Here is a 23,692-nt window from a genome sequence, read left to right as displayed (position 1 = left end):
CTGATGCATTCTCGATGAGCCGTCTTAGCTAGCGAGCTTGGCAACCACGTGTCTCAACCCTGGGCATCTTAATCTTTGGAATTGCATTGCAACACAAGTAGAATGCGACTTACGGTTCATGACACTAGCGACCCAGTTCGCCAAGGCGGCGACTCCTCCTGTTTTCGATTCCGAACGCGGGATAGTGTGTCGATCTCTTCTTCTCTTTGATCTACTCATGAGGACTAAGCGGATGAATGATCTGCGTGGCACTAGGCGTGGTCTCGTCTTAATGGCATTTTGCTCCGTTGTTGTCGGATGCCTGCTAGGCAATCCCGCAAGGGCGTTGCTTATCTCATCCAACGAAATCTGGGATGGTGTCAATAACCCACATCCCGGAATCGTCACACTAGCTAACAACACCTACACGATCCCCGAAGAGTTAATCATCGGAAGTGGAGCAACTTTGTTTCTCCGCGATACGGCGATGGGTGCTGGGCCGAGCAACTCCATCACGTTCAACTTTACTGGAACCGGCGGCCTGACTTTCGCGGACAGCACAAGCATCATCGACACCGGCGTGGGCGGACGGAATCTGCCGACACGTGAATTTAGGCTCAACATGAATGCCAACCCCATTTCGGGGCCAGGCCAAGTGATGCATGGCGCAACGGTAAACGACGGTTTATCAGGTGACACCATGGCTCTCATCGTTAGAAGCCAAGGCGATGTGACCATCGGAAATGTCGATGTGCGTCGATCAGACGCACAGAGTTCCAAAATCGATATCGTGGCGGCCGGACACGTTAACATCGGTAGCATGAACACTACGGACTATTCAGCCGGCGGTGGTTCGGCAGGTGCGATCACCATAACCGCCGGTTCGATTGAGGTGGGCAACGTCGACGCCCGCTCGTTCCGCCCAGATGGCTCAGGAGATAGCGGCGAAATTCTCTTAACAGCTCTTGGTGCTCCTGCTTATTCGCCAGGCGAGTTCAATTCCAACTTTGTGGCAGTCAATTCGATAACGCTCAAGGGCGCGATCAACAACAATTCTCCGGCAGCATCGAATCCCGGTGGAAATTTGAGCCTCACCGCCGCAAAGGTGGTTCTTGCCAACACCTTTGACCTCGACCTCTCAGAGAATGGTGAGTTCACCGTCAATACGGGTCGCGAGCAGCCGGGCTTCACTCAAGCTGACACGTTCATGAACATGTCATCAGAGACGCCCGACCAAGTGCTGTTCAATGTGTTTCATGACGGCGTGGGCCCCCCCGTGCTCGAATGGGCGAATAATGCTTCGGGTAACTGGCGAGTCGATGGTAACTGGACGCCAGCCTCCACTCCTGGCTCATCGACACAAACGGCGGTCTTCGGATCGGCCATTACGGAATCCCAAACCATCTACATGAACTCAGCAACGACGGTGAAGAAGGTTCAGTTCAACACCTCCAGCACAGTAGCTATCGGTGGCGTCGATACTCTGACGCTCGAAGCAGCTACAGGCAATGCCGAGATTGAGGCTCTCCAAGGAAGCCATCAAATCCAACTTCCCCTCTCTGTCCAGTCCAATGCTGTGTTCACAGCTGCTAGCGGCGCCCAGCTCGATGTCAACAATGTTGTGGACCTAAACGGCAACACGCTCACCATCGCCGGCGATGGGACAGTGAATCTCAACAATGCCGTCATAAACGGAAACGTCCTTGTTACAGGATCGCTATCGACCTTGAGTGCCACAGACTTTGGCGGCGACTTGGTAAGCGTCGGCTCGTTGGTCGCTGAAATCTCTGGTAACGACCAAGCTCCAAGTTTTGCAATCGCGGGACTGGCCGATATCGGTGGCGGCTCGCTGATCGTGGACCTGGCGGATGGGTTCATGCCGGCAATTGGGCAAGAGTTCGTCTTGCTGACTGCGGACACACTGTCCGCTGAAGGTCTAACGCTCTCAGGCTCGGCGGCGAGCATGTTCCGGCTAGTTGCCAGCTCTACGCAGCTTACGCTCGTAACAGTGCCGGAACCCTCCTCGGTCGCCGTGCTGCTAGCCGGAATCCTGGGTTACTTCGGTTGGCGAAATCGTCGCTTCACACTCTGTCAGACTGGCCCGCGGCGGGCATCGGCCCTGGTCCTTTACGCGGTGGCTACGTGGTCGATCGCAGCCTCCACAAGCCACGCACAGATTGTTGTCAGCGGCCTGGAAGTGTGGGACGGCATCAACAATCCCCATGCGGCGCAGGGTGTCACCCTTTCGAACAATGTTTATACCATCCCGCAGGAGCTGATAATCGGTTCCAACTCGCAGCTGTTCTTGAGCGATCCGTTTGGCTCCTCTGTGAGCAATAACATCACCTTTAATTTTACTGGAAACGGCGGACTGACGTTTACAGACGAAACGAGCTTAATCGATACCTACGTCGGTAGTCGAAACCAATCTCGCAGGTTTTTCACCTTGGAGATGAATGATAACGATGTCAGCGTTTTGAATCCGAACGCCGGCCGAATCCTCAACGGTATCACCGTCTTAGGCGAGCAAAGCGGTGACAGCATGACGCTGGTTGTCAACTCGCAAGGCAATTTCACTGTGGGCGAGATCGATTTAACTCGCGACGACGCTCAGCAGGCAACCATCGATATCACCGCCTTCGGCCACGTCGACATCGGAAAGATTATTTCCAGCGATAAATCAGGTAGTGCCGGTGGCGGTCTCCCGATGTATATCACGGCCAAAAGTATGACTCTCGGTGACATCGATACACTTAACAACCGAGTGGATGGAGCGGGTGCCAATGGCGATATCAACCTCGTAGCCTTGGGCCCCCCTGACTTCTTGCCCGGTGATTTCTCTGCCAATACGGCCGCCCAAAACGTAATCACGCTTAACGGCTCGATTCTTACCAACGGGCAATCGGCCATTAATCAGGGTGGCAGCTTGAATGTAACTGCAGTCAAGGTGGTACTCGGAAGTGACTTCTCCATGGATCTCTCCGAGTCTGCCGACTTCAATGTCAATGCCGGCACCATTCAGTCTGGATTCACGGCTGGCGACTTGTTCATGAATATGTCAGGCGAATCGCCCGACACCTTGGAATACACGGTGTTCCATGATGGCAGTGGCCCATCGGAGCTGGTATGGGCAAACGGCAACTCCGGCAATTGGCATGTGGGCGCCAATTGGAATCTGAATGCCATCCCCAATGCCAACACTCAAACTGCCGTCTTTGGCAACAACCTGACGGCTAGTAACACCATCTTCACCAACCAAGCGACGACGGTAAAAGGCATCCGCTTTGACGCTTCCGGAGGACTTGCCCTCGCGGGTCCAGGGACCGTTACTTTGGACGCCGACACAGGAAGTGCATCTGTGGAGATTATGCAAGGAGTGGCGCAGGTCCAGGTCGCCGTACAGCTAGCCGACGACGCCGTGTTCTCGGCCGCCGCGGATTCGGAGTTGAGCTTTAACAACACGATCGCCCAGAACGGCAATGACATCACCGTCACCGGCGGAGGTCTGGTAAACATCAACCACAATACTTCGGGTGGCGGTATCATCAACAATGGGACCTTGGGTACTGCCGGATCCACGACCGTTGGAGGTAGTCTCACCAGCACGGGCACCCTCCACTTCGATATTGCCGGCACCGGAAATCTCGCTTTTGACTCCTGGCTGGTTACAGGTGCCGCAGATATCGACGGTACTGTCATTGATGTGCAACTGGCCGAAGGCTTTACGCTCACCGGCTCTGAATCCTTCACGCTGCTCACGGCGTCCTCGCTGAGTGCTGTCGGAATTACCCTGAGTGAAGCAACGGCAAGCATGTTCAGCCTGTCCATGTCGGCCACCCAACTGATTCTGCAAGCCACTAACTCCGGCTCCCTGGTTGGCGACTACAACAATGACGGGCTCGTAAACCTTGCAGACTATACCGTTTGGCGTGATTCCTTAGGTGGCAATACTGCACTCCCCAATCGCGACCCGTCGCTCACGGGCCCCATTGGTGCCGCCGACTACACAATCTGGAAGTCTAATTTTGGCAACACCGGCAGCTTGTCCGCTGTAGCGAACACCTCCGTTCCGGAGCCGAGCACGATGCTCATGTCCCTTCTAGCTTTCTCGCTCACAGCCATCTCGCTACGCCGGTGACAGTGAGTTGCTAGTCGCAACAAAATGGCGACTGCTGTTCTGTAGCAACCAGTGGCGCGACATAGTGTCACGATCGCTGGGCGCGCAGCAGCAATAGAACGGCAGTCGCCACCATTAACTCCTTCGCCTGTTTCGTACGCGTAGTCTAGTCCCCACACCTCTCATCTCTACTAACGCTTAATCTAGGAGGCGCACGGTGTCAAAACAGAAACGCATCGAGACTAGAAGTCTCACAGTTTCTGCAGGCTTCACACTTGTGGAATTGCTTGTAGTTATCGCCATCATCGGAATATTAGTAGCGTTACTACTTCCTGCGGTCCAAGCAGCACGCGAAGCTGCTAGACGTACTCAGTGCACTAACAACCTTAAGCAGATTGGACTCGCTGGCCAAAACTATCACGATACGTTTAAGGCCCTCCCACCTGGAAGATACTACGACAAGCATCCATCATGGTTTGCGCTGATCATGCCGTTCCTTGAACAGGGAAGCGCGCACGACCTCTGGAATTTCGGCGAGTGGTACACCCACGCTACCAACCGGCAGGCTCGGGCTGTCGCCGTGGGCGGATTTTACTGCCCCAGTCGCCGATCCGCAGAGGGCGAGGGAGGCATGGCACGTGTGGGAGTAGGCGTCTATGCCATCGAAGGCCGGACTGGTGACTACGCTGGCTGCACCGGCGGTATTAATCCTGATGGACCTGCAGTTAGCCTGGGTGCAGAAGACCCAGCACGTTATCCCGACTTTCGCGGCGCAATTGTAACTCCACACCTTAACAAGTGGCGGAGGGATGCGAATGGTAAAGCTGTGGTGGTTCACGAAGTCAGTTTCAAGCGGATCACCGATGGGCTCAGCAATACCTTTTTGGCGGGTGAGAAGCAGGTGCCGCGGTCTGAGTTTGGCTCCGAGGGGAGAGACGATTCGATCTATAACGGCGACTACCCTAGCTGTTTCATCCGCGCAGCTGGCACTGCCAACTTGAACTTGCTGACAAGCAATCCCAGCATGCCGAGCTATCCCCCTGCCCCCTCCGCCGAATACGGCGGAGCCGGTTCACCAGACGACGGCGTGAACCGATGGAACGACTTGTTCGGCAGCGAACACCCAGGCACCACACTTTTCGTGCTGTGTGATGGCAGTGTTCAGAGCATTCAGAGCGATATTAACCTAGTCGCGTACTATCGCTACGCAGCACGTGATGACGGAGAAATCATTAATGATCCTGCACGCTAGACACTTGGTCGTTGTGCTGGCCGTCGGAGCAGTCGCACTGGTCATGTGCGGCTGCAGCGATGGGCCTAAGACTTATCCCATCCAGGTCAAGGTGTTAGATGGGACCGGGAATCCCATTCCACATGCCGTTGTCACGCTGAAATCGGAGGACACCAACCTGATCGCTCGCGGAGAAGCGGGGGACGATGGTGTGGCTGAAGTTCGCACGGCCACCGAAGGACAGGCGGCCATTGACTCCAAGTCCCCCTTAGGTGCGGTCGCGGGGGTCCATAAGGTCGCGGTCGCCAGTCCGCCAAACCGCGGCGATCCCGACGAGCCCAGCAAGCTGCCCGTGGTTTTCCCAAAGTACTCAGCGTTTGACACTTCGGGACTGCAAATAACCGTTGAGACGGGCAGCAACCCACCTTTTGAAGTTAAGGTTGAAGCGCGTTGAGCACTCGCTAGATATTCCAACTCTCCTCCCAATCCTATCTGTTCCCATGCATGAGTCAAACACCCAATCCGGCCCGGTTGCTTTTACCCGACGCTCTTTCGTACAAGCAGTCGCGATGGGTGCCGCTGGTAGTTTGGTCGCCGTTCCTGCCTTCGCTAAGACTCCTAATGCCAACAATCGAGTTCGCATCGCGATTATCGGCTGCGGCAATCAAGGCAAGACTCATCTGAGCGAACTCAGCAAGCTAGACAACTGCGAACTGGTCTACCTATGCGATATCGATGAAAACCGCCTAAGCGAGACGGCGGCTCTTGCAGCCGAGCTTAAGCTCAAGCCAAAGACGGCGAGCGATCCTCGTACCGTGTTCGACGACGGTACGGTTGATGGGGTAATCATTGCCTTACCCGACCACTGGCACGTGCCGGCCGCGCTGCTGGCGCTTAAGGCCGGCAAGCACGTCTACGTCGAGAAGCCCTTCAGCCACAATATCCATGAAGGGGAATGGCTCCGTGAGGCCGCTGATCGCAGTGGCCTCGTCTTGGCCCATGGCACGCAGAGCCGTGCGTCGGCCGGGATCCAGCAAGCTATTGGCCTACTGAAGGATGGGCTAATTGGTGACGTACTAGTCGCCAAGTGCTGGAACTGGCAACTACGCAGCAATATCGGGCACGCCGAGCCAGGCCCCCTGCCATCCGGAATCGACTACGACACCTGGGTGGGTCCAGCCGAGTGGCTGCCGTACCAGGAAAATCGATTCCACTACTCATGGCATTGGTGGCGAAACTTTGGGTGCGGCGGGATGGGAAACGACGGTATTCACGAAATCGATTACGCCCTCTGGGGACTCGGTGTCGAGGGCCATCCGTCCAAAATCGCGGGGTTAGGCGGAAAGTACTTCTTCGACGATCAACAGCAATTCCCCGACACGCAGCAGGTAACGATGGAATTCGACAACCCCACCGATAGCCGCAAGAAGATGTTCATTTACGAACAAAGGCTCTGGTCGACCAACCATCCCTACAACGTCGACTCGGGAGCAGAGTTCTGGGGGCCTGGCGGGACCATCTTCCTCAGCAAGCGGGGGAAGATCGAAGTGCGAGATGAGAGCAAGCAGCGCGTGGACGTAAAAATTGATGCACCCTTAAAGGCCGTGGTCGGCGATAACCAACGCAATTGGGTCGACTGCATCAGGTCGGGCAACGAACCGGAGGCGAACGCGAAGGTTGCCCAACTGACGTCCGATGTGGTTCATCTCGGAAATATCTCCACCTTCCTTGGGCAGACGTTGCACTTCGATACAAAGACTAGGCAATTTGTGAACTGCAACGAAGGGAATCAGATGCTCGGTCGGAAGTACCGCGAAGGCGGGCATTGGAGTATCCCCGAACTGGCGTAACTAGCTTCGGCCCTTAGAAGGTGTCGGAAGCGACTCGGCACGATCCAACTCATTAAACAGGCGACTTACCCTACGTCTTCCGTATTGGAGAATTAGATACATGGCATGGAACGATCATCCCTGGGCCGGCGTATTCCCCGCTCTTCTTTGTCCCTTTAACGACGACGAATCCATAGACGAGCAAGGACTGCACGAATATGCGCTGGAGGTCGCTTCGTATGATGGCATCAAGGGAGTGACATGCAATGGTCACACCGGCGAGATCATGGGGCTTCGTCCCGATGAGCGCGCCGAAGTCACGCAGATCGTTGCCCGCGCCGTCGCTCAGTGCGATCGCGATGTCAAAGTGATTACCGGCGTTTCTGCCGAAGGAAGCCTCGAAGGCATCGATCACGCGCTCGCAGCGAAAGATGCGGGGGCCGATGCAATCCTGTTGATGCCCCCGCACCACTGGCTGCGATTCGGCCGGACCTTCCGTGAGGCGGTAGGTTATATCGCCGATGTGGCGAATGGCGCGGATATGCCCATCGTCATCCATCAGTACCCGGCTTGGACGAATGCGGGCTACAGCCTTGACGAAATGCTCGAGATGGTAAAAATTCCACAGGTCAAAATGATCAAAATGGGCACTCGGGATATGGCTCGCTGGCTGTATGACTACGAGCAACTCAAAGCGGCTGCACCTCACGTTCCCATTGTCACTTGCCACGATGAGTTCCTCCTACCAACACTGCTAGAAGCTGCCGACGGTGCCCTGATCGGTTTCGCAGGGTTTGCTCCCGAGTTGATGGTCGACCTCGTCACCGCGGCACTCGATGGTGACTTGCCACGCGCCAAGATGGCCCAGCAAACGGTGGCTCCGCTAGCGCGCATCATTTACGACTTTGGCGAGCCAGGATGTGGTGCACACCAACGCATGAAGGTGGCCCGATGGCTCATGGGTCGTTTTCCTAGCCCGCATTGCCGACGCCCGGTTCGGCCTCTGGATTACTCGGATATTGAGAACATTCGAACCCAGCTTGAGGGAATTGGCTACGTGTGTCCAACCCAGGTCACCGAGGCCGATATCAGCCGGGTTTAAGTATCCGTCCGCGCAGACACCACCGCTTCAGATTGACCGTCCGGATACGCTAAGCACGAGAAGCTTCGTCCATGCCCCTGGGCCCTATCGATATTTTCTGCCACTGCCTGCCCACCACTTTCTGCGAGGCAGTAGAACGTTTGAGCGAGAATGTGCCCTGGATGTTTAGCCGGGCACTGCGAAACCGCGCGCTGGTAGACATCGATGCTCGCTTGCGTGTATTGGACGAGTTTCCCGGATACCGTCAGGTTCTGAGCCTAGCATCCCCGTCGGTCGATCAACTGGCTAGCGGCGCACAGGCCGCGGAGCTCGCTCGCATTGGCAATACGGCGATGGCACACTGGGTTCATCGCCATCCCGAACGCTTTGTGGGCTTTGTGGCCGCGGTTCCACTGCTGGACCACGGCCGAGCGGTGATTGAGTCGGAGTATGCCCTGCAAGAGTTGGGTGCCGTGGGGTTTCAGATTTACAGTAACGTTAACGGCAGACCTCTCGACGATCCAATAGTCTATCCAATCGTCGAGCATCTGCTGTCTCTGGGTCGCCCCCTTTGGTTGCATCCCATCCGGACAATGAAGGACTCCGACTATCGCACCGAGCCCTACTCCAAATTCGACTTGTGGTGGGCGCTCGGATGGCCTTACGAAACTTCATTGGCAATGGCTCGGCTCGCATTCACCGACATGTTCGATCAACATCCGGACGCCATTATCATCGCACATCATGTCGGCGGCGTCCTGCCGATGATGCAAGGCAGACTGGATTCGGGCCTTCGAATGATGGGTACTCGCAATCCGCCCGAACTCTCTGAACTCGTGGGCGTGGATCGCGCAGTCCCCCCCATCGATAGGTTCAGTAGGTTTTACGCCGACTCGGCGTCTTTCGGATCACAAGGTGCCATTGAATGTGGCTTGTCCTTCTTTGGCGAGCAACGACTGCTTTTCGCTAGCGACATGCCTTTTGATCCCGAGGGTGGACCGGGCTACATTAGATCGACACTTGCGGCGATCGAGGCAATGACAATCGCTCCCGCCACCCGAGACGCCATCTTGTTCGGAAATGCGCAACGAATTCTTGGTCTCCAATAATGGCACTAGGCGAACTATTCCCGAGCGAAGCAACGACGTTTCGAGATTCGCACTCTGGTGCGACCGTACGTCGCGTGACCAGCCATCCGTCCATCCATCATCACCCTTTCTACTACTTACCAGCATATGACGACGCGATGCGAAGGCTGTACTTCGTTTCGCACCGCACCGGCACGCCGCAAGTATTCGCCGAGCTTCGCGAGAACGGCAAGTTGGTCCAAATGACCGACCGACCTGACCTGAATGAATGGTCGCTACACCCTTCGCACGACGGCCGCTACATCTACTACACAGCCGGTGCCGAGGCGTGTCGGACCGACACAGAATCATTACGCGAAGAAGTACTAGCGGACTGGGGAGCTACGACAATTCGCGAGCGCGGCATGGTCGGTGCCGCAATGGGGACTACAACCGTTAGCCGCGACGACGCATGGTGGGCCCTAGCAGTCAAACAACAAGACCGGGCGAGTTTGATCGTCATTAACACACTGAACGGCGATCAAAAGACGATTACCGAGCACGAAAGCATCGGACACCCGCAGTTCCACCCCGACGACAGCGGCTGGCTTCGATTCGCAGGTCCTCACACCGAGAGGATTTGGGTGATCCGTCGCGACGGGGCGCGTGAAAAGCTAGTGTATCAAAGAGACGTCGCGGCCAAGGAGTGGGTTGTCCACGAGACATGGCGGCCTCTTAGCCGCGAGATCCTCACCGTCATCTGGCCACACGGGGTGATGGGAGTCGACGCCGACACCGGTCACACGCGATGGATTTCGCGCTTCAACGCGTGGCATCCCATGATCAGCCGATGCGGTACGATGATGATTACAGACACCCGAAATCCCGATGCCGGAATAAGTCTTTTCGATCCGCGAGAGGTAGATGGTACACGCCAGCTTATTTGTTACCCCGGAGCAAGCAACAAGGGCGACCACTGGGACACCCCCCATTGCCCGTACGATGACGGAATTACGAATGTGTACGCGCCGCAACACACCCATCCACACCCACAGTTCTCTCCCGATGGTCGACAAATTGTTTACACGTCCGATAGCTCGGGCATCGCTCAAGTGCATGAAGTGGAATTGAGTCTCGAGTCGCGTGGCGGCGATCAGTTAGTCGGTGCCGAGGCCATCCTAGCCAAATCATTAAACGGAGAATCCGTATGTCAGGGTTGAGTGCAATTGATGCGATCGTGCTAGTGGTGTATCTGATCGGCATTACCGCGCTAGGGGCTTGGATGGGCCGCCGAATTCAAAGCACCAATGACTACTTCATGCCACGAAAGTTCGGCATCACCGCGATGGTACTCCATGCCTTCGGGACAGGCACTGCGTCCGACCAGGCGGTGAGTGTCGCTGCCGCGACCGTCAAATTCGGGCTCTCGGGCATCTGGTATCAATGGATGTTCCTCTTCGTGACACCGTTCTATTGGATCATCGCACCGATCATGCGCCGCTTCCGAGCCGTCACCACCGCCGATGTGTACGCTCTGCGCTACGATCGAAGTGTCGCCGCCTTGTTCGCAGTGGTAGGCGTAGCCGGTATGGCGGTGAAGATTGGGCTGATGCTGGTTGGGGCTGGTGCCCTGATCGAATCCGGAACCGGCGGCCTTGTTGACGCAGGCTGGGCGATACCAATTGTCACGGTGCTTTTCGTCTTCTACGGCATGGCCGGTGGCCTCGCCGGTGCCATCGTTACTGACGTCGTCCAAGGACTTATGACGATGTTCTTTTCGTTCATGCTGATACCCGTTGTGCTTAGCGAAGTCGGAGGTTGGGGCGGGGCTCTCGATACAATCCGTGGTGCCGATCTTGGCAGCAGCATGCTATCTCTGATCGCACCCGGAGAGATCGGCGTGTTCTACATCACCGCGTTATCGATAAACACGCTCTTCCTGATCGTCGCCCTGCCGAGCGTGATGGGAAACTGTGCCGCGGGTAAAACGGAGTGGGAGGGTCGAGTCGGATTCGTTGCCGGCAACTTCCTCAAACGAATCTGCACCGTAGCGTGGTCCGTGACGGCGCTGGCCGCAGTCGCATGGTATTTGCAAAGCGGAGTCGAACTTTCGCAAGTGGACCCAGACGCTGTCTACGGCGACATCGCCTATCGATTCCTTCCCGGTTTAATGCCAGGTATGCTCGGCGTGTTCATTGCTTGCCTGCTGGCCGGCATCATGAGTTCTTGTGACTCCTTCATGATCTCCTCATCGGCGTTGTTTACCGAGAACATCTACAAGCAGATAATCACCGATCGCTCGCAAGCGCACTATATCGGAGTCGGCCGCCTAGCAGCGATGGGAGTCGTCGCCGTTGGAGTCGCCTTTGCGTACTACGTCGAAGGTGTCGTACCCGCTCTCCAGATCTGGTACAAGGTGGTCCCGATGATGGGAATCGCGTTCTGGTTAGGCCTGCTATGGCGCCGAGCAACCGTAGCCGGTGCTTGGGCCAGCGTTATCGCCGGATTTGCTGGCTGGTGGGTTGGAACACGTCCGAGCTTCGTCGCTTGGGCGGCAGAACTGCCAATGGCCGAGTCCTTGAATTTCGTAACTGGCACCGGCGAGAGCGCTGCGCTCTACGAGCCCTGGCTCATCACTGGCTATCTCGGCGCTGGGCTCATTTCTGGCATCCTAGTGAGTCTCGTCACTCCACGTGTCAATTCAGAGCAGCTCGATCTGTATTACAACCTGACGAAGACGCCCATCCATCCCGGTGAGGTTATCGACTTGCCTTGCCAACTTCCTGATGGCGTCGCCCCGAATCAGCGCCCCATGCTTGTAACAGCATTTGACCTTGAAGTCCCCCAACCTTCGGTCACCACCGTCGTCGGCTTCGCCCTGTCCTGGGTGGGAGTCGTAGTACTAATCGGCGGCTGCGTACTCCTCGTAACTATCTGGTAAACGGAATCTCCGAGCCGATGCAGATCTAATTACCGTTTAGCCTTTCTCAAGGGGAGAAACCGGGCTGGGGCGAATTCCACTACGGTGCAATCATCCAGGCCGTCCAGATCGGTCCAAGCAATGAGGCAGAATCCCCCGCTTACTACTTGTTCTCACCAACCGATCCGTACACGATACCGAGAAAAGCTCCTATGTCCATCGCCTTCTCAACACCATGTCGTATCGAGATTCTTGTTATCGGCATACTCTTAGCCGGCAGCGGTATCGCTAGCGCCACCGAGCCGATCGTAGATTTCCCCGGAGCCACACCGGGGCGCATTCCGGTGTTTATCGCCGGCAAGCAAGTCGCGCTCTACGAGTACAACGGAAATAAAATTCCACGCCCTTTTTTGAGCAACGTGCGTGCTTTAAATGGCGTACAGGTCACCCGCAATCATCCTCCCGTCGCCGATCAAGATTTGGCAGACCATCCAGAGTATCATCCGGGCATTTGGATGTCGTTCGGCGATTTGAGTGGTGCGGATTACTGGCGCAACCAGGCTACCGTTCGTACTGAATTGCTTTGTACGCCGAAGGGTGGAGAGAAAGAAGGGTCATTTGCGGTTCGTAACCATTACCTTGATCCACATGACTTGCAGAAAGAATTAGCTGTCGAACTGTGCCAGATTCGATTCCTCTTAGTTGAATCAGGCTACATCATCTTGTGGGATTCAACTTTCTCCTCGGACCAGGATATGTGGTTCGGCGATCAGGAGGAAATGGGTATTGCTTTCCGCACGGCGACCGCATTGCGAGCCGATCCTTCGACCGACAAAGGGCTAGTCTCGGGCACTGGGCACATTCTCGACGCGACGAAGCGAAAGGGATCGCAAGAGATTTGGGGAACCACCGCACCTTGGTGTGATTACTCGGGCCAGGTGGATGGCGAGCCGGTGGGCATTGCCTTCCTATGCCACCCGGAGAACTTTCGCCCAAGTTGGTTTCACGCGCGCGATTATGGGCTATTGGCCGCAAATCCTTTCGGCCGAGCTGCGTTCGGCAAGGGAGAACCTAGCAAGGTGGTAGTCGCCGCGGGAGAGACCTTGCGATTAAGGTACGGCATTCTCATTCACAACGGCGCGGGAGACAACGGCGCCGACGTTGCAAGGGCCTGTAAGAGATACGTTTCACACGCGGGCGACTAGAGCCGGATCGCGCGAAGGCGTGGCGCGTCTGCAGTGTGAGCGAGTTCAAATGCGATTCGCCACCCAAGAAAGTTCTCGACAGGACCGGCAGATCCTCATCTGAGGGAAAAAGGATCGCAAAATAAATCGCCTCGATTGGTTTTCCGCCCCGAGCAAAGTAACCGGCTTCCAACCAGTCTTGACCTGCCCTGTTCAACTGGGTGCATCCTGCGATACGACGCCCCGCAAGCCCCTGAGGCGTATCAGATTAGGTGTCAATTACGCTGGGGAAAGTGGAGCCCAGATGACGTAAGTCTTCCCCAACAGAGAGGGTGGCTGAGGGGTCTCGAACCCCCGACCTTCGGAATCACAATCCGACGCTCTAACCAACTGAGCTACAGCCACCATGCGGGGGCGTTTTGCGCACCCTTTGCGGGACGCGTCGCGGGAGCGACGGCGTTCCCAAATCGTACCTCGAAATAGGCCGCTTGGGCAAGCGGCGGAAATCGCCTAGATTTCCCCGCACCCGGCGTCCTCCCGCTATCGCACCCACAGGCGGGAAGCGATCAACGTCCCTACGACGCCCAAGGCCAGTCCCAGCAGGAACATCGCGGTTAGCGTGGGGGTTTCGACTTGGGTAATGTGTGCCAGGAAGTTCATATTAGGACCCTCGCGGGTGGGTAAGGTTCAGGGAATTCGTACTCTACAGTCATACCCAATCTAGGCCCCGTTGGCTAGGCAACATGAGGCCCGACCGCCCCCGCGCTACTCAGGCAACTGCTCCATAAACTCGCGAAACTCGGCATCCAAGGCGGCATAAGCCTTGCCGGACAGAGCCGCTAGCGAGGCGGGCTCGGCGTCGCCGGCGTAGACCTTGGCAAGGTACTCGACGAACTCCTGCTGAGTCTCGGGAGTCTGCATCCACCAAGTGGCCAGCGCCGCCATCTGACCATAGAGCGGCGCGAGGTCGGGACGTGTTTGGAGGTCGGTTTTCCCCAGCGTCACGAGGTCGGCGAGCGGCACGCGGTAGCCCTCGTCCAGCAGTCGCCTGCGAGCGGCCGGCAGTCTACCAGCTTCGGGCGTGCCGATCGTGTAGTAAACATCTCCATCGTCACTCCGCTGCTCGGAGAGCGACTCGAACATGGTGGCCACGCCCTCAATCGCCCAAAAGTTGTCCCGCAAACCTGGATCGCGCCGTGCGGTGCCCGACTCCTGAAACAACTGATGGACCGACTCGTGGAACAACGTGGGGTCGGTTTCGAACTCTTCGCTGAAGAAGAAGTGCGCCTCGCGCTGGTGATCAAAGTAAATGCCAATCGTCTCGGCGATGCGTGGTTGACGGGAGACGAGGTGCTTGTTGTAGTCATCCTGATTCTGATGGTAAACCACCTGAAACGGCCGCGAGCGAACGCCCGGCACGCGGTGGCGTTCGAAGCGATCGCGGAGTTCTGCGTCGTCGATCGCGAAGTCCGCGAACAACGACAGCCACACTTGGTAAAGCTGCTCCAGCTTCCCTGCGAGCGCCACGCCCGCTTCCAGACTATGGTTCGTCGTCACGTTGAAGTGATCGGTGCGAACCGTCCAGCCCTTGGCAATGTCCGCGTGCTCCGCCGCGTCGATCCCCTGGGAAACCCAGCGGCGATTGCGGCGACGTTCTCCCGCGTCGTAGCGTGCAACGTCCGCGGGGTCGATCCACCCGTACTTCGAGTTCCACACTTGTCCACGTTTCGCCATCCGGATGCCGTACGCAGTGAGCCAGCGACCGTCGTGCTTCTCGTACCCTAGTGCGAGTCTTGCAGGTTCGCAGTTGGGATCCGCGGCGACTGCTTCGGTGGCGAGCCGAATCGCGAGGGCCGCTTCGCCCAGCTTCGCGGCTTCGTGCGCGAGAGCGGATAGCTTTGCGGCTCGTTCGGGTTCGGCGGGCTTGGTGGATTCGGTGCCCGAGTAGTCATCCGGAGCAACCAGCACGAATTGCCCGCAGGCGAGCGTGTCGTAGCTCCGCAGCGACTTCCACTCCGTGCGAATCTCTTCCACCGTTTTCGCGTGGGCAGCACTCGCGAACACTGCACCAAGTGCAGCGAAGAGCGAGAGCAGACACGAAATGTGGCGGGGGCGTTTCATCTCCTTCATTTTACTATGGGCACGATGGAAACGGCGCGCCCGACTAATCGGCATAATCGGACCCGCGACGTTCGCCTGTACTTACTCCTTCTCGAACGCCGCGTCGAACTGCACGTTCGACGGAGCAAAGTCCATGCGGCGAACGAACTCCGCCGCCTCGCGGGCACCGTGGTCCCGCTGCATGCCGCAGTCTTCCCACTCGACACTTAGCGGTCCCGCGTAGCCCGCCAGGTTCAGGGCACGCATGATTTCCTCGAAGTTCACACCGCCGCGGCCCGGCGAGCGGAAGTCCCAACCGCGGCGAGGATCGCCGAAGTTCAGGTGGCTCGCCAGGATGCCGCTCTTGCCGTTGAGCGTGACAATCGCGTCCTTGATGTGCACGTGGAAAATGCGATCGGGGAACGCCCGAATGAACTCCACGGGATCGACACCTTGCCAGTGCAGGTGACTGGGGTCGAAGTTAAAACCGAACTCGGGACGATGATCCACCGCTGCGAGCGCTCTCTCCGCCGTGTAGATGTCGAAGGCAATTTCCGTAGGATGAACTTCGAGCGCGAACTTCACACCGCACTCGGCGAACACGTCGAGGATCGGATTAAAGCGATCGGCGAACTGCTGAAAGCCCGCTTCGATCATCGATTCGGGCACGGGGGGGAACGAGTACAGCAGGTGCCAGATGCTCGATCCCGTGAAACCATTCACGACCGACACGCCGAACTTCTGTGCCGCGCGAGCCGTGTTCATCAGCTCTTCGGCAGCTCGCTTGTTGACGCCCTCGGGATTGCCATCGCCCCACACGTGCGGCGGCAGGATGCTCTTGTGGCGCTGGTCGACGATGTCGCACACCGCTTGACCAACCAAGTGAGCGCTGATCGCGTGGCACTCGACGTCGTACTTGTCGAGTAGCTCGCGCTTGGCAGGAATGTAGCCAGAATCGCTCAGCGCCTTGTCGACCTCAAAGTGATCGCCCCAGCACGCCAGCTCCAGCCCGCTGTAACCAAAGTCGCGAGCCTTCTGGCACATCGTCTCACAAGACAAATCGGCCCACTGGCCCGTGAAAAGCGTAACCGGTCGAGACATTCGTGATCCTTCGCCTTGGTAGTTGAGTTGGTGGTTAGTTCTTCAAGAAATCTGGCAAACCGAGCTCTTTCAAGAGGAGCGACACTCCCCGAACTAGTCTGCGATCGAGCATGCGCCCTTGTGGGCAGTTGTCTCGTTTTCGCGCCGAGTAAAGTCGCCCTTTTTGGAAATCTCAATGGGTGCGACTTTATTCTGTGGTTGCCTGGATCCCCTTTTGCGATAAGTGCTTATTAGTCCATTACTTACGAAACGTTCTCTTCTCTCATTCGCGTGGGTAATGTCGCAGGGGTTCACCGCAGGTGCGACTTTACTCTCGCCTCGCCTCTCCGAAGGCTTTAGAGAGGCGGGGATTCGAGCCCCCTGCCGACCCTAAAGCGGCCTTCAGAATCCGTAATTAGAACGACTCGGCGAGTACTTTCTACTCACATTTTCGGAAGTTTTCAAAATAGTTTGGGGGCGAAAAACCGCGGCAAAATGGGCAAGAGAACGTACCATGGCCGCCGCGGTCGTGGCCCCTGCTTGCCTCACTGTAGGTGGCGGAGTGCACGCTCATTCGCCTCTGCTTGAAGTAGCTCAACCATTGCATCGTGGGCTGCTGAGTAAGCTTGGTCCAGTGGCGCACGGGCTGACTGGACCACTCGCTGAAGCTCCTTAGGGCCACGCTGCAACTGCTGGTGAAGCCTCTGGCGCCGCCTCACGTATTTCGCCGCAATCGCTTGACGCGTTGCTCTTGGTATACCGCGTGCTGGATCATATCGAAACCCATTCTCCACTCGAATTCGCCACGCGCAGAGCCGCTTCGCCAACTTGCGGCCGAACCCAGGCACATTGCGCACTTTGGTTTCAGTCACGTCGAGCGCCGTTTCGATCCCATAGGATTCGAGGACCGCCAATCTACCGTCCCCCAAGCCATCAATCTGTGCATGCGCGACGAAGTGCTGGGACAAATAAGAATTCCTCTGCTGATGTTCAGTCTGTTTGGATATACTGTCAACCTCTTTCTGCTCTTCGCTGTCTAACTGATCCCATTCACATCGAATCGAGTCAAACCCTTGGCGGGCTTCCGTCAAAGCGTGAAGGTGCTGCTGGTAAAGTTCTTCGTATCTTGCCGCCGCGGTAGCAAATTCTCTGGTAACAATATCTAACTCATGACGTACAAGCGTCTCTGGACTGTGTGAACGGCGTTGTAGCAGCAGGACATACCACCAGACTGAAAACACTGCCACAAGCCCAAGGCCGGGATAAAGTAACGGTGCCGCCAGGGAAGATAGCGCCGACAATATTGCACCTCCTATGGCAGCTGCACCAGTCAAGCGCCTTAAGAGTCCAAAGGGATCTTCACAACTCAACAGCTGCGGCTGGGGACGCGGAAGCAGTGCCCGCAGATCGGCGATGGACGAATGTGAAATGGGAGAAATGGCGTTAATTTCTCTCCAAGCCTGTGAAATATCGAATTGTTTCGACTCATAGCCAGCACTAGAGACAGCCACTGTGTCGAAGAAGTCCGGTCCTCCTTTCTGAAATATCGCGCACCAAGGGCACACGCGCTGGCCCCTCACAAAGAGGTGCCCCCAATCGTCACTGCATGTTGCCAACAAACTTTCGAGTTGGCCTAGTGCACTGACCCACTCTTTCGCGGAAGGGCGATTCGATTGCGTAAATGCCTTAGTAAATAAATCTGCTACTGGACGAGGTAAATCGGCTAGCGTCAAAGCATGCGGTGGAGGCTGCATTAGTGACGTTGCGTGAGATATAGCGTAGGCAAATCGACCTTCCCGTATTGCTCGCTCAATAGGCATATCACCATGACCACGATATCGCCCTACAAACGGATGTCGTCCCATGAAGAGCAAATGAAATATGAGGATCGCAAGTCCGAAAGAATCATGGTTCGGACTACGTACGACTTTCGTGAAATCACATCCATGTAGTTCAGGAGGAGTGAAGTGCGGTACTCCAACTTCGCAATGATATACATCACCCGACGACAGGATCTGAAACGAATCACAGTCAATGAAGTAAACGAGGGCGTTGCTATCGACAAATAGATTTCCCTGGTTTACATCCCCGACTACAACTCCCGCTTCATGGAGCTTGGCAAAAGCGGCTGCACAGTTTCTGGCTGTCCGTACCAAGAAGCCCCACGTTGCCTGCGGAAAATGCTCCTTGCGACTCGCAGGGTTGTAAAGTTCATGAATAAGCTGCACGGATCCGCTTATCCGTGGCATCAATGTACCACTCACGGAATTGCTGTTCGCGTCGTACAATGGAGATTCGGGCCAAGCACTGAACTTGATAAGCTGACTGGAAGATAGTGAAGGTATGACCTCCAACTTCCTTGCTTTCCGCATACTTACAGGATCGTGGTAGATCTTGGCCAGATGCGAAGCAGAATTTTTCACGGTGTAGACATTCGCTTCTCCCCCTTTGCCGAGAAGTGCGTCGAGCCGTATCTGATTACCTCTTGCATCACGGTATAAACGGCTCATCTGGCATTACATATTTCTGACTAGCTAAAATCAGAGTCTTGTCGTCGGTAGTTCGCTCGTTGATGGCGACGGACTCCAAGTAGATCCGCATGGGATCAAATAGATCCTCATAATTTTCCGCGGACTCGAGCTGATCGAATACTTGATCAAAAAAAGGACGGTGTGGTGCTTGGCTTGCGAAATCGAGAAACAACCGTTCGAGTCCATCTGTGAGCAATGCAACACGGTTCAGCCGCGACTGACTGGTCACAAAGTCGATCCGCTCCTCAAAGTCGTCATCCGTGATGAAGTGCGTTTGATTGACATACTCTCCGGACTGAGGCCAAAACACCACTCCACATACACCTTCGCTGTAGGCAACGATTGCTCCATCGCCAATCTGGGCGAATACTGCATTGTTTTGGCTAACTACACTCAACAGCGCCGTGCATGCAAACTCGCGACAACCGACTCCCTTCAATTCCGCTGCGTGGAGAATTCGTTCACGTACTACGCGCAACCAACCAACCACAGTATCGCGAGTAACTTCTGCGAGGTCACCTATCTTGAACTCATGTGCCGCAACAAGCTCAACTAAGGAATTGCAACACAAATCCGCGCCTTCCTCCGCATAGGTGGCACTTCCAGCCCCATCAGCGCACACAGCAACTAGCATGGACTCGGACGCAGTTGTCAGCTCAAGGACCCGATGGCTGTCCTGGCATGGCAGTCCGAGCTCTTTGTGCAATTCTCCCACCACACTGTCGTGAAGGATTTTCCACTTCGACATCGACTTCCCCTAAACCTTGGCCCATCCGGTCGGTCCGGATGTAGGATCACTTAAGGGAACATCCTCGCCAACGGTAGACTGCGAGACGGATCGCAGGGAACTCGACAACCATAGAAACAAGTTGCGAAACTTGAGGCCGTCGAGGGTAAGAGGTTCTCGGCTGGTAAACTTAGCCAGTATGTCTTTGTTGGCTTCGGGGGTCCCAACGCAGAAGAAAGCGAATGAGCTAGTGCCATCTCCCGCTTTCGCCCGCGATGCGGCATCTTCCCACTCGTCAGTCGGTGCTCCGTCAGTAATCAGGAATATCCACGGTCGGTAGTAGCCAATCCCGTGCTGCTTGTAGGATTGCTTGCGGATTTCTAAGGTGTCAATTGCAAGGTGGACAGCTTCACCCATTGGGGTACTACCGTTAGCGGTAAGCAAAGGAGGAACGAAAGTGGAAGCAGTCTGAAAATCAGACAGTAACGTGACACTCTCGCCAAAAGTGATGATTGCGGGTTCGACACGTTTGCTCGCCAGGGCATCGGCGACCAACTCATCCTTGAATCCAACGATTCCATCATTAAGCGAATCAATCGGCTGGCCACTCATCGAATAGCTTGTATCGAGCAGAAGAACGCAAGGCACTCGCGGCTCTGGATTCTCACTGAAAGAATTTGCCCCGAAAGGAATCTGGTCCATACTTTGCCCCTAGTAGGAAGACTTGCAAGAGTACACATGACAGTGATGCCAGCCACAACATGATAGCGACACGTCTCCAACTTTGCCACACTTCGCTCCAAGCCGACCCAGCATTCTGCGATTGCCGACGAAAGTTGTCGACTTACCATCACTTCAGACCCACTCGATTTTCCCATCAACTGTATTAAAGCCACCCACCATATTTCCCTCCCCGGCCGTGTACCGTCCGACCCTCCCAAGGGAGGGTGCAAAGAACGACTTCTCCCATGTGCTATACTTTCACCATGAAACGCTCCCTACTCACTATCGTCGTTACGGCCGTTACGTTCGTGCTGCTGAAGGCTCCGCTGCTGGCGGCGGAGGCTTGGATTACGGTCGAAGTGGTGACCGAACCGGGGTCGCAGCCGACCGGGCAGCGGGAGTGGATTGAGATGCTCACCGCGGCGGGGGCGGATGATGTTCGCATTCGCGGCGCGCACGCGGGCGACAAGCCCGAGCTTCGCGATAGCGGCTCGCCCGAGCGGCCTCGTTACACGCTCGTTGGCATGCTCGACGGGCGCGGTCAGCTCGTGCTTCCCGGTGGTCGGTTCGATCGCGGGAGTCGCGACAAGCTGAAGGACTACCTCGATCGCTTGGGGTCCGATGGTGCCGAGGGAGTGACCGCTCCGCGCGGGGCGTTTGGGCTCACCGAGAAGCAGACCAAGTTGATGCACGACGACCTCGCGCTCGTGCTCGATACCGAAACCAAGGGCCAGTCGCTCGCCGACGTTCTTAAGGCCGCCGACGCGCGGACTAAGCTCGACCTGCGCATGGACGACACGGCTTGGCGGGTGGTCAGCAAAGCCGAGCCCGTTTCCGACGAAGTGGGTGAGCTGACCGTGGGAACGGCACTCGCTATTCTCCTGAAGCGCGACGGGCTGGTGCTGGTGCCGACCAAAGAGCGCGGCGAAGAAGTGGTGCACCGTGTCGCGCTCGCTTCGGACATTAAAAGCGAAGTGTGGCCAATCGGTTGGAAGCCGAACCAACCGCCGACCAAACTTGCGCCGAAGATGATGGAGAGGCTCAACGCCGAGGTCGAAGGTTTTTCATTGGCCGAGGCGATGGACTCGATCGCACCACGCGCCGAAGTGCCGATCCTATGGGACCACGCCACGCTCCGCGAACGAAAGATCGTGCCCGCGGAGATCCAAGTCAAACTCGCCCGGCAAAACACAAGCCTCATCCGCGTGATCGACCGCCTACTGTTCCAAGCCCGCCTGCGCGGCGAGCTGAAGATGGACGAAGCGGGGACGGTGTTCTACTGGATTTCGCGGTAGGTGCAACTCGCGAAATCAGGAGCGAGTTTTTGTCGAAGGGAAGGAAGAGGTGCGAGTATGGCTGCTTTCCAGAAAGCCCCGCCTTGGTTGCTCGCAATCTTGTTCGTAGCTGTCCTGATTCTCTCGAGTTGGAGTGGACTACTCGGTGTGGCTGCCGGATTAGGTGAGTCACCGTCCGAGCTCTCGCTCAGCAATCGATGGCTTGCCGTCATAGCGGGGAGCGTACTGGGTGTAGTTACTACAGTTGCCTGCAGCCTAGTGACTCATCATTGGTTGAAACAGTGGTATGCCGCCTTGTTCGGTGCTCCATTGATTGGATGCGTGTTGCCCGGAACGCTCTTATACCTCTTTACGCTCTATGTTGCTGGTGCGTAGGGGAGTTTCGTAGTCCCGTAGGGTACGGTGCTTGCACCTACCTTTAACTGGGTGCCCTTCCGAATCCCGGCTTAATCCTGGGTGCCACTGCTGGCTTGTCGGCATCGCCACTTCGTGAAGCCACGATGAGTGGCAATCACCATTCTTCAGCCGCCGGCTTGCACGAGACCAGCAGTGCTGGCCTCAGGGTAATGCAGGACCTTGGATGATTGGTGGATCGCGCGGCCCGACGCGGATATACTCCCAGAATGAGCCTAGTGCCGCGGACCGAGCTTGCAGCCTTAACCGATTAGTACTGCCGAAATGCACTGCTGGTGTAGCTCCAAGCCGGCGAACTTATTGATAGCTTGTCGTTTGATAAGGGTGCCGACGTGGCGATGCTCGACAAGCCAGCAGTGGCACCCGTGCGAACGTGTTAGGGAGTTGTCATAGAACAGATGTGGTGGCACGATCTAGAAGATCGACGAGGCGGCAAAATGCTCTCTCAGATGTTGAGAGAGGAGCAACATTGCCACGTCATCATTGCCGGATCGCCGAAGTTCAAGAAGTCGACGGCACGGGCACTGCAATTGGCTCGGGGTTGCACTTTTGGAAAACGGCTCTGTGAAGCAAAGGTCGTTCTGTGCGAAAGCTGGTTGTACGGCTGCCGATTTCTTTTTGGGTACCACGTCGAAGTGATTCCCAAGAGCACTTGGTTGCTAAGTGACATTGAATATGCCGGCATCCTCGCGAGAATCTTGACACTTCGGCTCTTGTACCAACTGAGAACCAGCTCTCGTTTTAATTCGTTAGTTGAATCGACGGCCGAGGCAGTTGAAGCTGTAACACTAAATGACCTTAAGGCCGACGATCGCTCGAAGAGAGCGTCGATCGGGCGATTTCGGAGCTTTATTGGCCCTCGTCTAGCCACTGCTGGAGAACAAGAACGGCGTAGGCGGTGGCTTCATCGTCTCCGCCGCAGACTTCCGGTTGCCTGTGCACGGCGGGATGCCCGAGTACTTGCGGGCATAAAGCGCCAGGCGACTATGTTCTCAGTGAACATCGAAGGCTCGCCCTATTTCGTGGCGAGAACCAAGCGTGCACTAGAGACACTTGCGCGCACGGCGTCCGTATTTATTACCGACGTGACAACAAGGGTTCGAACAATTTGGGAAGTATCATCCTATTGGGATACGCCCGGCTTTGCACTCACCGGCCGCAATAACGAAGTGCTGCTCGTGAATTGGAGCGAACTCCGAAATAGTTACCATCCAATTCAGTACGCGGCCCTGTTGGCATGGCACTCGCGAGATTCTGCTGAACATAGCCGTTTGGCCGGCGATGCTGAAGACGGCGCATCGATAGCAGAACTTCGCTTCATGCGCGAAGTGTGTGAGGAGGCTGGAGCCTCCGCGCACTTACTCGACCATATCGATTATCAACTGCGGCGCTATTACGATCAGGAACCGTAATG

General features: G+C 56.3%; 16 protein-coding genes and 1 tRNA gene. 11 read left to right on the top strand and 6 right to left on the bottom strand.

All coding sequences use genetic code 11. The features are described 5' to 3' along the window. The first annotated feature begins 232 nt into the window (after positions 1 to 232). The 9 genes from SH292x_RS05245 to SH292x_RS05205 all read left to right on the top strand — a co-directional run bounded on the left by SH292x_RS05245 (position 233) and on the right by SH292x_RS05205 (position 13,429). Positions 233 to 4,117: a beta strand repeat-containing protein gene (locus SH292x_RS05245; RefSeq protein WP_442484534.1), complete on the top strand. Its 3,885-nt coding sequence runs from the start codon at positions 233 to 235 to the stop codon at positions 4,115 to 4,117. A gap of 196 nt (positions 4,118 to 4,313) precedes the next feature. After that, positions 4,314 to 5,348, top strand: a complete 1,035-nt coding sequence (locus SH292x_RS05240) for a DUF1559 family PulG-like putative transporter (protein WP_442484533.1) — start codon at positions 4,314 to 4,316, stop codon at positions 5,346 to 5,348. Then, positions 5,332 to 5,781: a carboxypeptidase-like regulatory domain-containing protein gene (locus SH292x_RS05235; protein WP_442484532.1), complete on the top strand. Its 450-nt coding sequence runs from the start codon at positions 5,332 to 5,334 to the stop codon at positions 5,779 to 5,781. The genes SH292x_RS05240 and SH292x_RS05235 overlap by 17 nt, the downstream gene beginning before the upstream one ends. A 115-nt stretch (positions 5,782 to 5,896) precedes the next feature. Further along, on the top strand, positions 5,897 to 7,177 hold the full coding sequence (locus tag SH292x_RS05230; protein ID WP_442484531.1) for a Gfo/Idh/MocA family protein: 1,281 nt from the start codon (positions 5,897 to 5,899) through the stop codon (positions 7,175 to 7,177). 100 nt (positions 7,178 to 7,277) lie between these two features. Then, positions 7,278 to 8,258, top strand: a complete 981-nt coding sequence (locus SH292x_RS05225; protein WP_442484530.1) for a dihydrodipicolinate synthase family protein — start codon at positions 7,278 to 7,280, stop codon at positions 8,256 to 8,258. Positions 8,259 to 8,329: 71 nt separating this feature from the next. Further along, entirely contained in the window at positions 8,330 to 9,346 is a 1,017-nt protein-coding gene (locus tag SH292x_RS05220; protein ID WP_442484529.1) for an amidohydrolase family protein, read from the top strand. Further along, positions 9,346 to 10,524, top strand: coding sequence for an oligogalacturonate lyase family protein (locus SH292x_RS05215; RefSeq protein ID WP_442484528.1), 1,179 nt, complete (start codon positions 9,346 to 9,348; stop codon positions 10,522 to 10,524). Before SH292x_RS05220 ends, SH292x_RS05215 begins: the two co-directional genes overlap by 1 nt. Then, positions 10,512 to 12,245 carry a sodium:solute symporter family protein gene (locus SH292x_RS05210; RefSeq protein ID WP_442484527.1) on the top strand — a complete coding sequence of 578 codons (1,734 nt, stop codon included), beginning with the start codon at positions 10,512 to 10,514 and terminating at the stop codon, positions 12,243 to 12,245. The genes SH292x_RS05215 and SH292x_RS05210 overlap by 13 nt, the downstream gene beginning before the upstream one ends. A gap of 191 nt (positions 12,246 to 12,436) precedes the next feature. Further along, positions 12,437 to 13,429, top strand: coding sequence for a DUF6807 family protein (locus SH292x_RS05205; protein WP_442484526.1), 993 nt, complete (start codon positions 12,437 to 12,439; stop codon positions 13,427 to 13,429). A 310-nt stretch (positions 13,430 to 13,739) separates the two neighbouring features. Here the strand turns inward: SH292x_RS05205 and SH292x_RS05200 are convergent. From SH292x_RS05200 to SH292x_RS05175, 6 genes are all read right to left on the bottom strand, one after another. Beyond that, positions 13,740 to 13,813, bottom strand: a tRNA-His gene (locus SH292x_RS05200). Between the two features lie 360 nt (positions 13,814 to 14,173). After that, positions 14,174 to 15,529, bottom strand: a complete 1,356-nt coding sequence (locus SH292x_RS05195) for a DUF1570 domain-containing protein (RefSeq protein WP_442484525.1) — start codon at positions 15,527 to 15,529, stop codon at positions 14,174 to 14,176. Positions 15,530 to 15,610: 81 nt separating this feature from the next. Continuing rightward, the gene (locus SH292x_RS05190; RefSeq protein WP_442484524.1) at positions 15,611 to 16,609 is read right to left on the bottom strand and encodes a sugar phosphate isomerase/epimerase family protein; all 999 of its coding nucleotides are present in this window, start codon (positions 16,607 to 16,609) and stop codon (positions 15,611 to 15,613) included. Between the two features lie 524 nt (positions 16,610 to 17,133). Further along, positions 17,134 to 19,098: a hypothetical protein gene (locus SH292x_RS05185; protein ID WP_442484523.1), complete on the bottom strand. Its 1,965-nt coding sequence runs from the start codon at positions 19,096 to 19,098 to the stop codon at positions 17,134 to 17,136. Further along, entirely contained in the window at positions 19,079 to 19,867 is a 789-nt protein-coding gene (locus SH292x_RS05180; RefSeq protein WP_442484522.1) for a PP2C family serine/threonine-protein phosphatase, read from the bottom strand. Before SH292x_RS05180 ends, SH292x_RS05185 begins: the two co-directional genes overlap by 20 nt. A 9-nt stretch (positions 19,868 to 19,876) precedes the next feature. Continuing rightward, the gene (locus SH292x_RS05175) at positions 19,877 to 20,548 is read right to left on the bottom strand and encodes a vWA domain-containing protein (RefSeq protein ID WP_442484521.1); all 672 of its coding nucleotides are present in this window, start codon (positions 20,546 to 20,548) and stop codon (positions 19,877 to 19,879) included. A 284-nt stretch (positions 20,549 to 20,832) separates the two neighbouring features. On the opposite strand from SH292x_RS05175, the gene SH292x_RS05170 reads away from it, so the two are divergent. Together SH292x_RS05170 and SH292x_RS05165 are read left to right on the top strand one after the other, a co-directional pair. After that, positions 20,833 to 21,864: a hypothetical protein gene (locus tag SH292x_RS05170; protein ID WP_442484520.1), complete on the top strand. Its 1,032-nt coding sequence runs from the start codon at positions 20,833 to 20,835 to the stop codon at positions 21,862 to 21,864. Between the two features lie 1,400 nt (positions 21,865 to 23,264). Next, on the top strand, positions 23,265 to 23,690 hold the full coding sequence (locus SH292x_RS05165) for a hypothetical protein (protein ID WP_442484519.1): 426 nt from the start codon (positions 23,265 to 23,267) through the stop codon (positions 23,688 to 23,690). The last annotated feature ends 2 nt before the right edge of the window (positions 23,691 to 23,692 follow it).

This window comes from Aeoliella fuhlenseeensis (assembly GCF_052161615.1).
In the GTDB taxonomy this organism is placed as follows: Bacteria; Planctomycetota; Planctomycetia; order Pirellulales; family Lacipirellulaceae; genus Aeoliella.
This window is presented reverse-complemented; position numbering and strand designations above follow the sequence as displayed.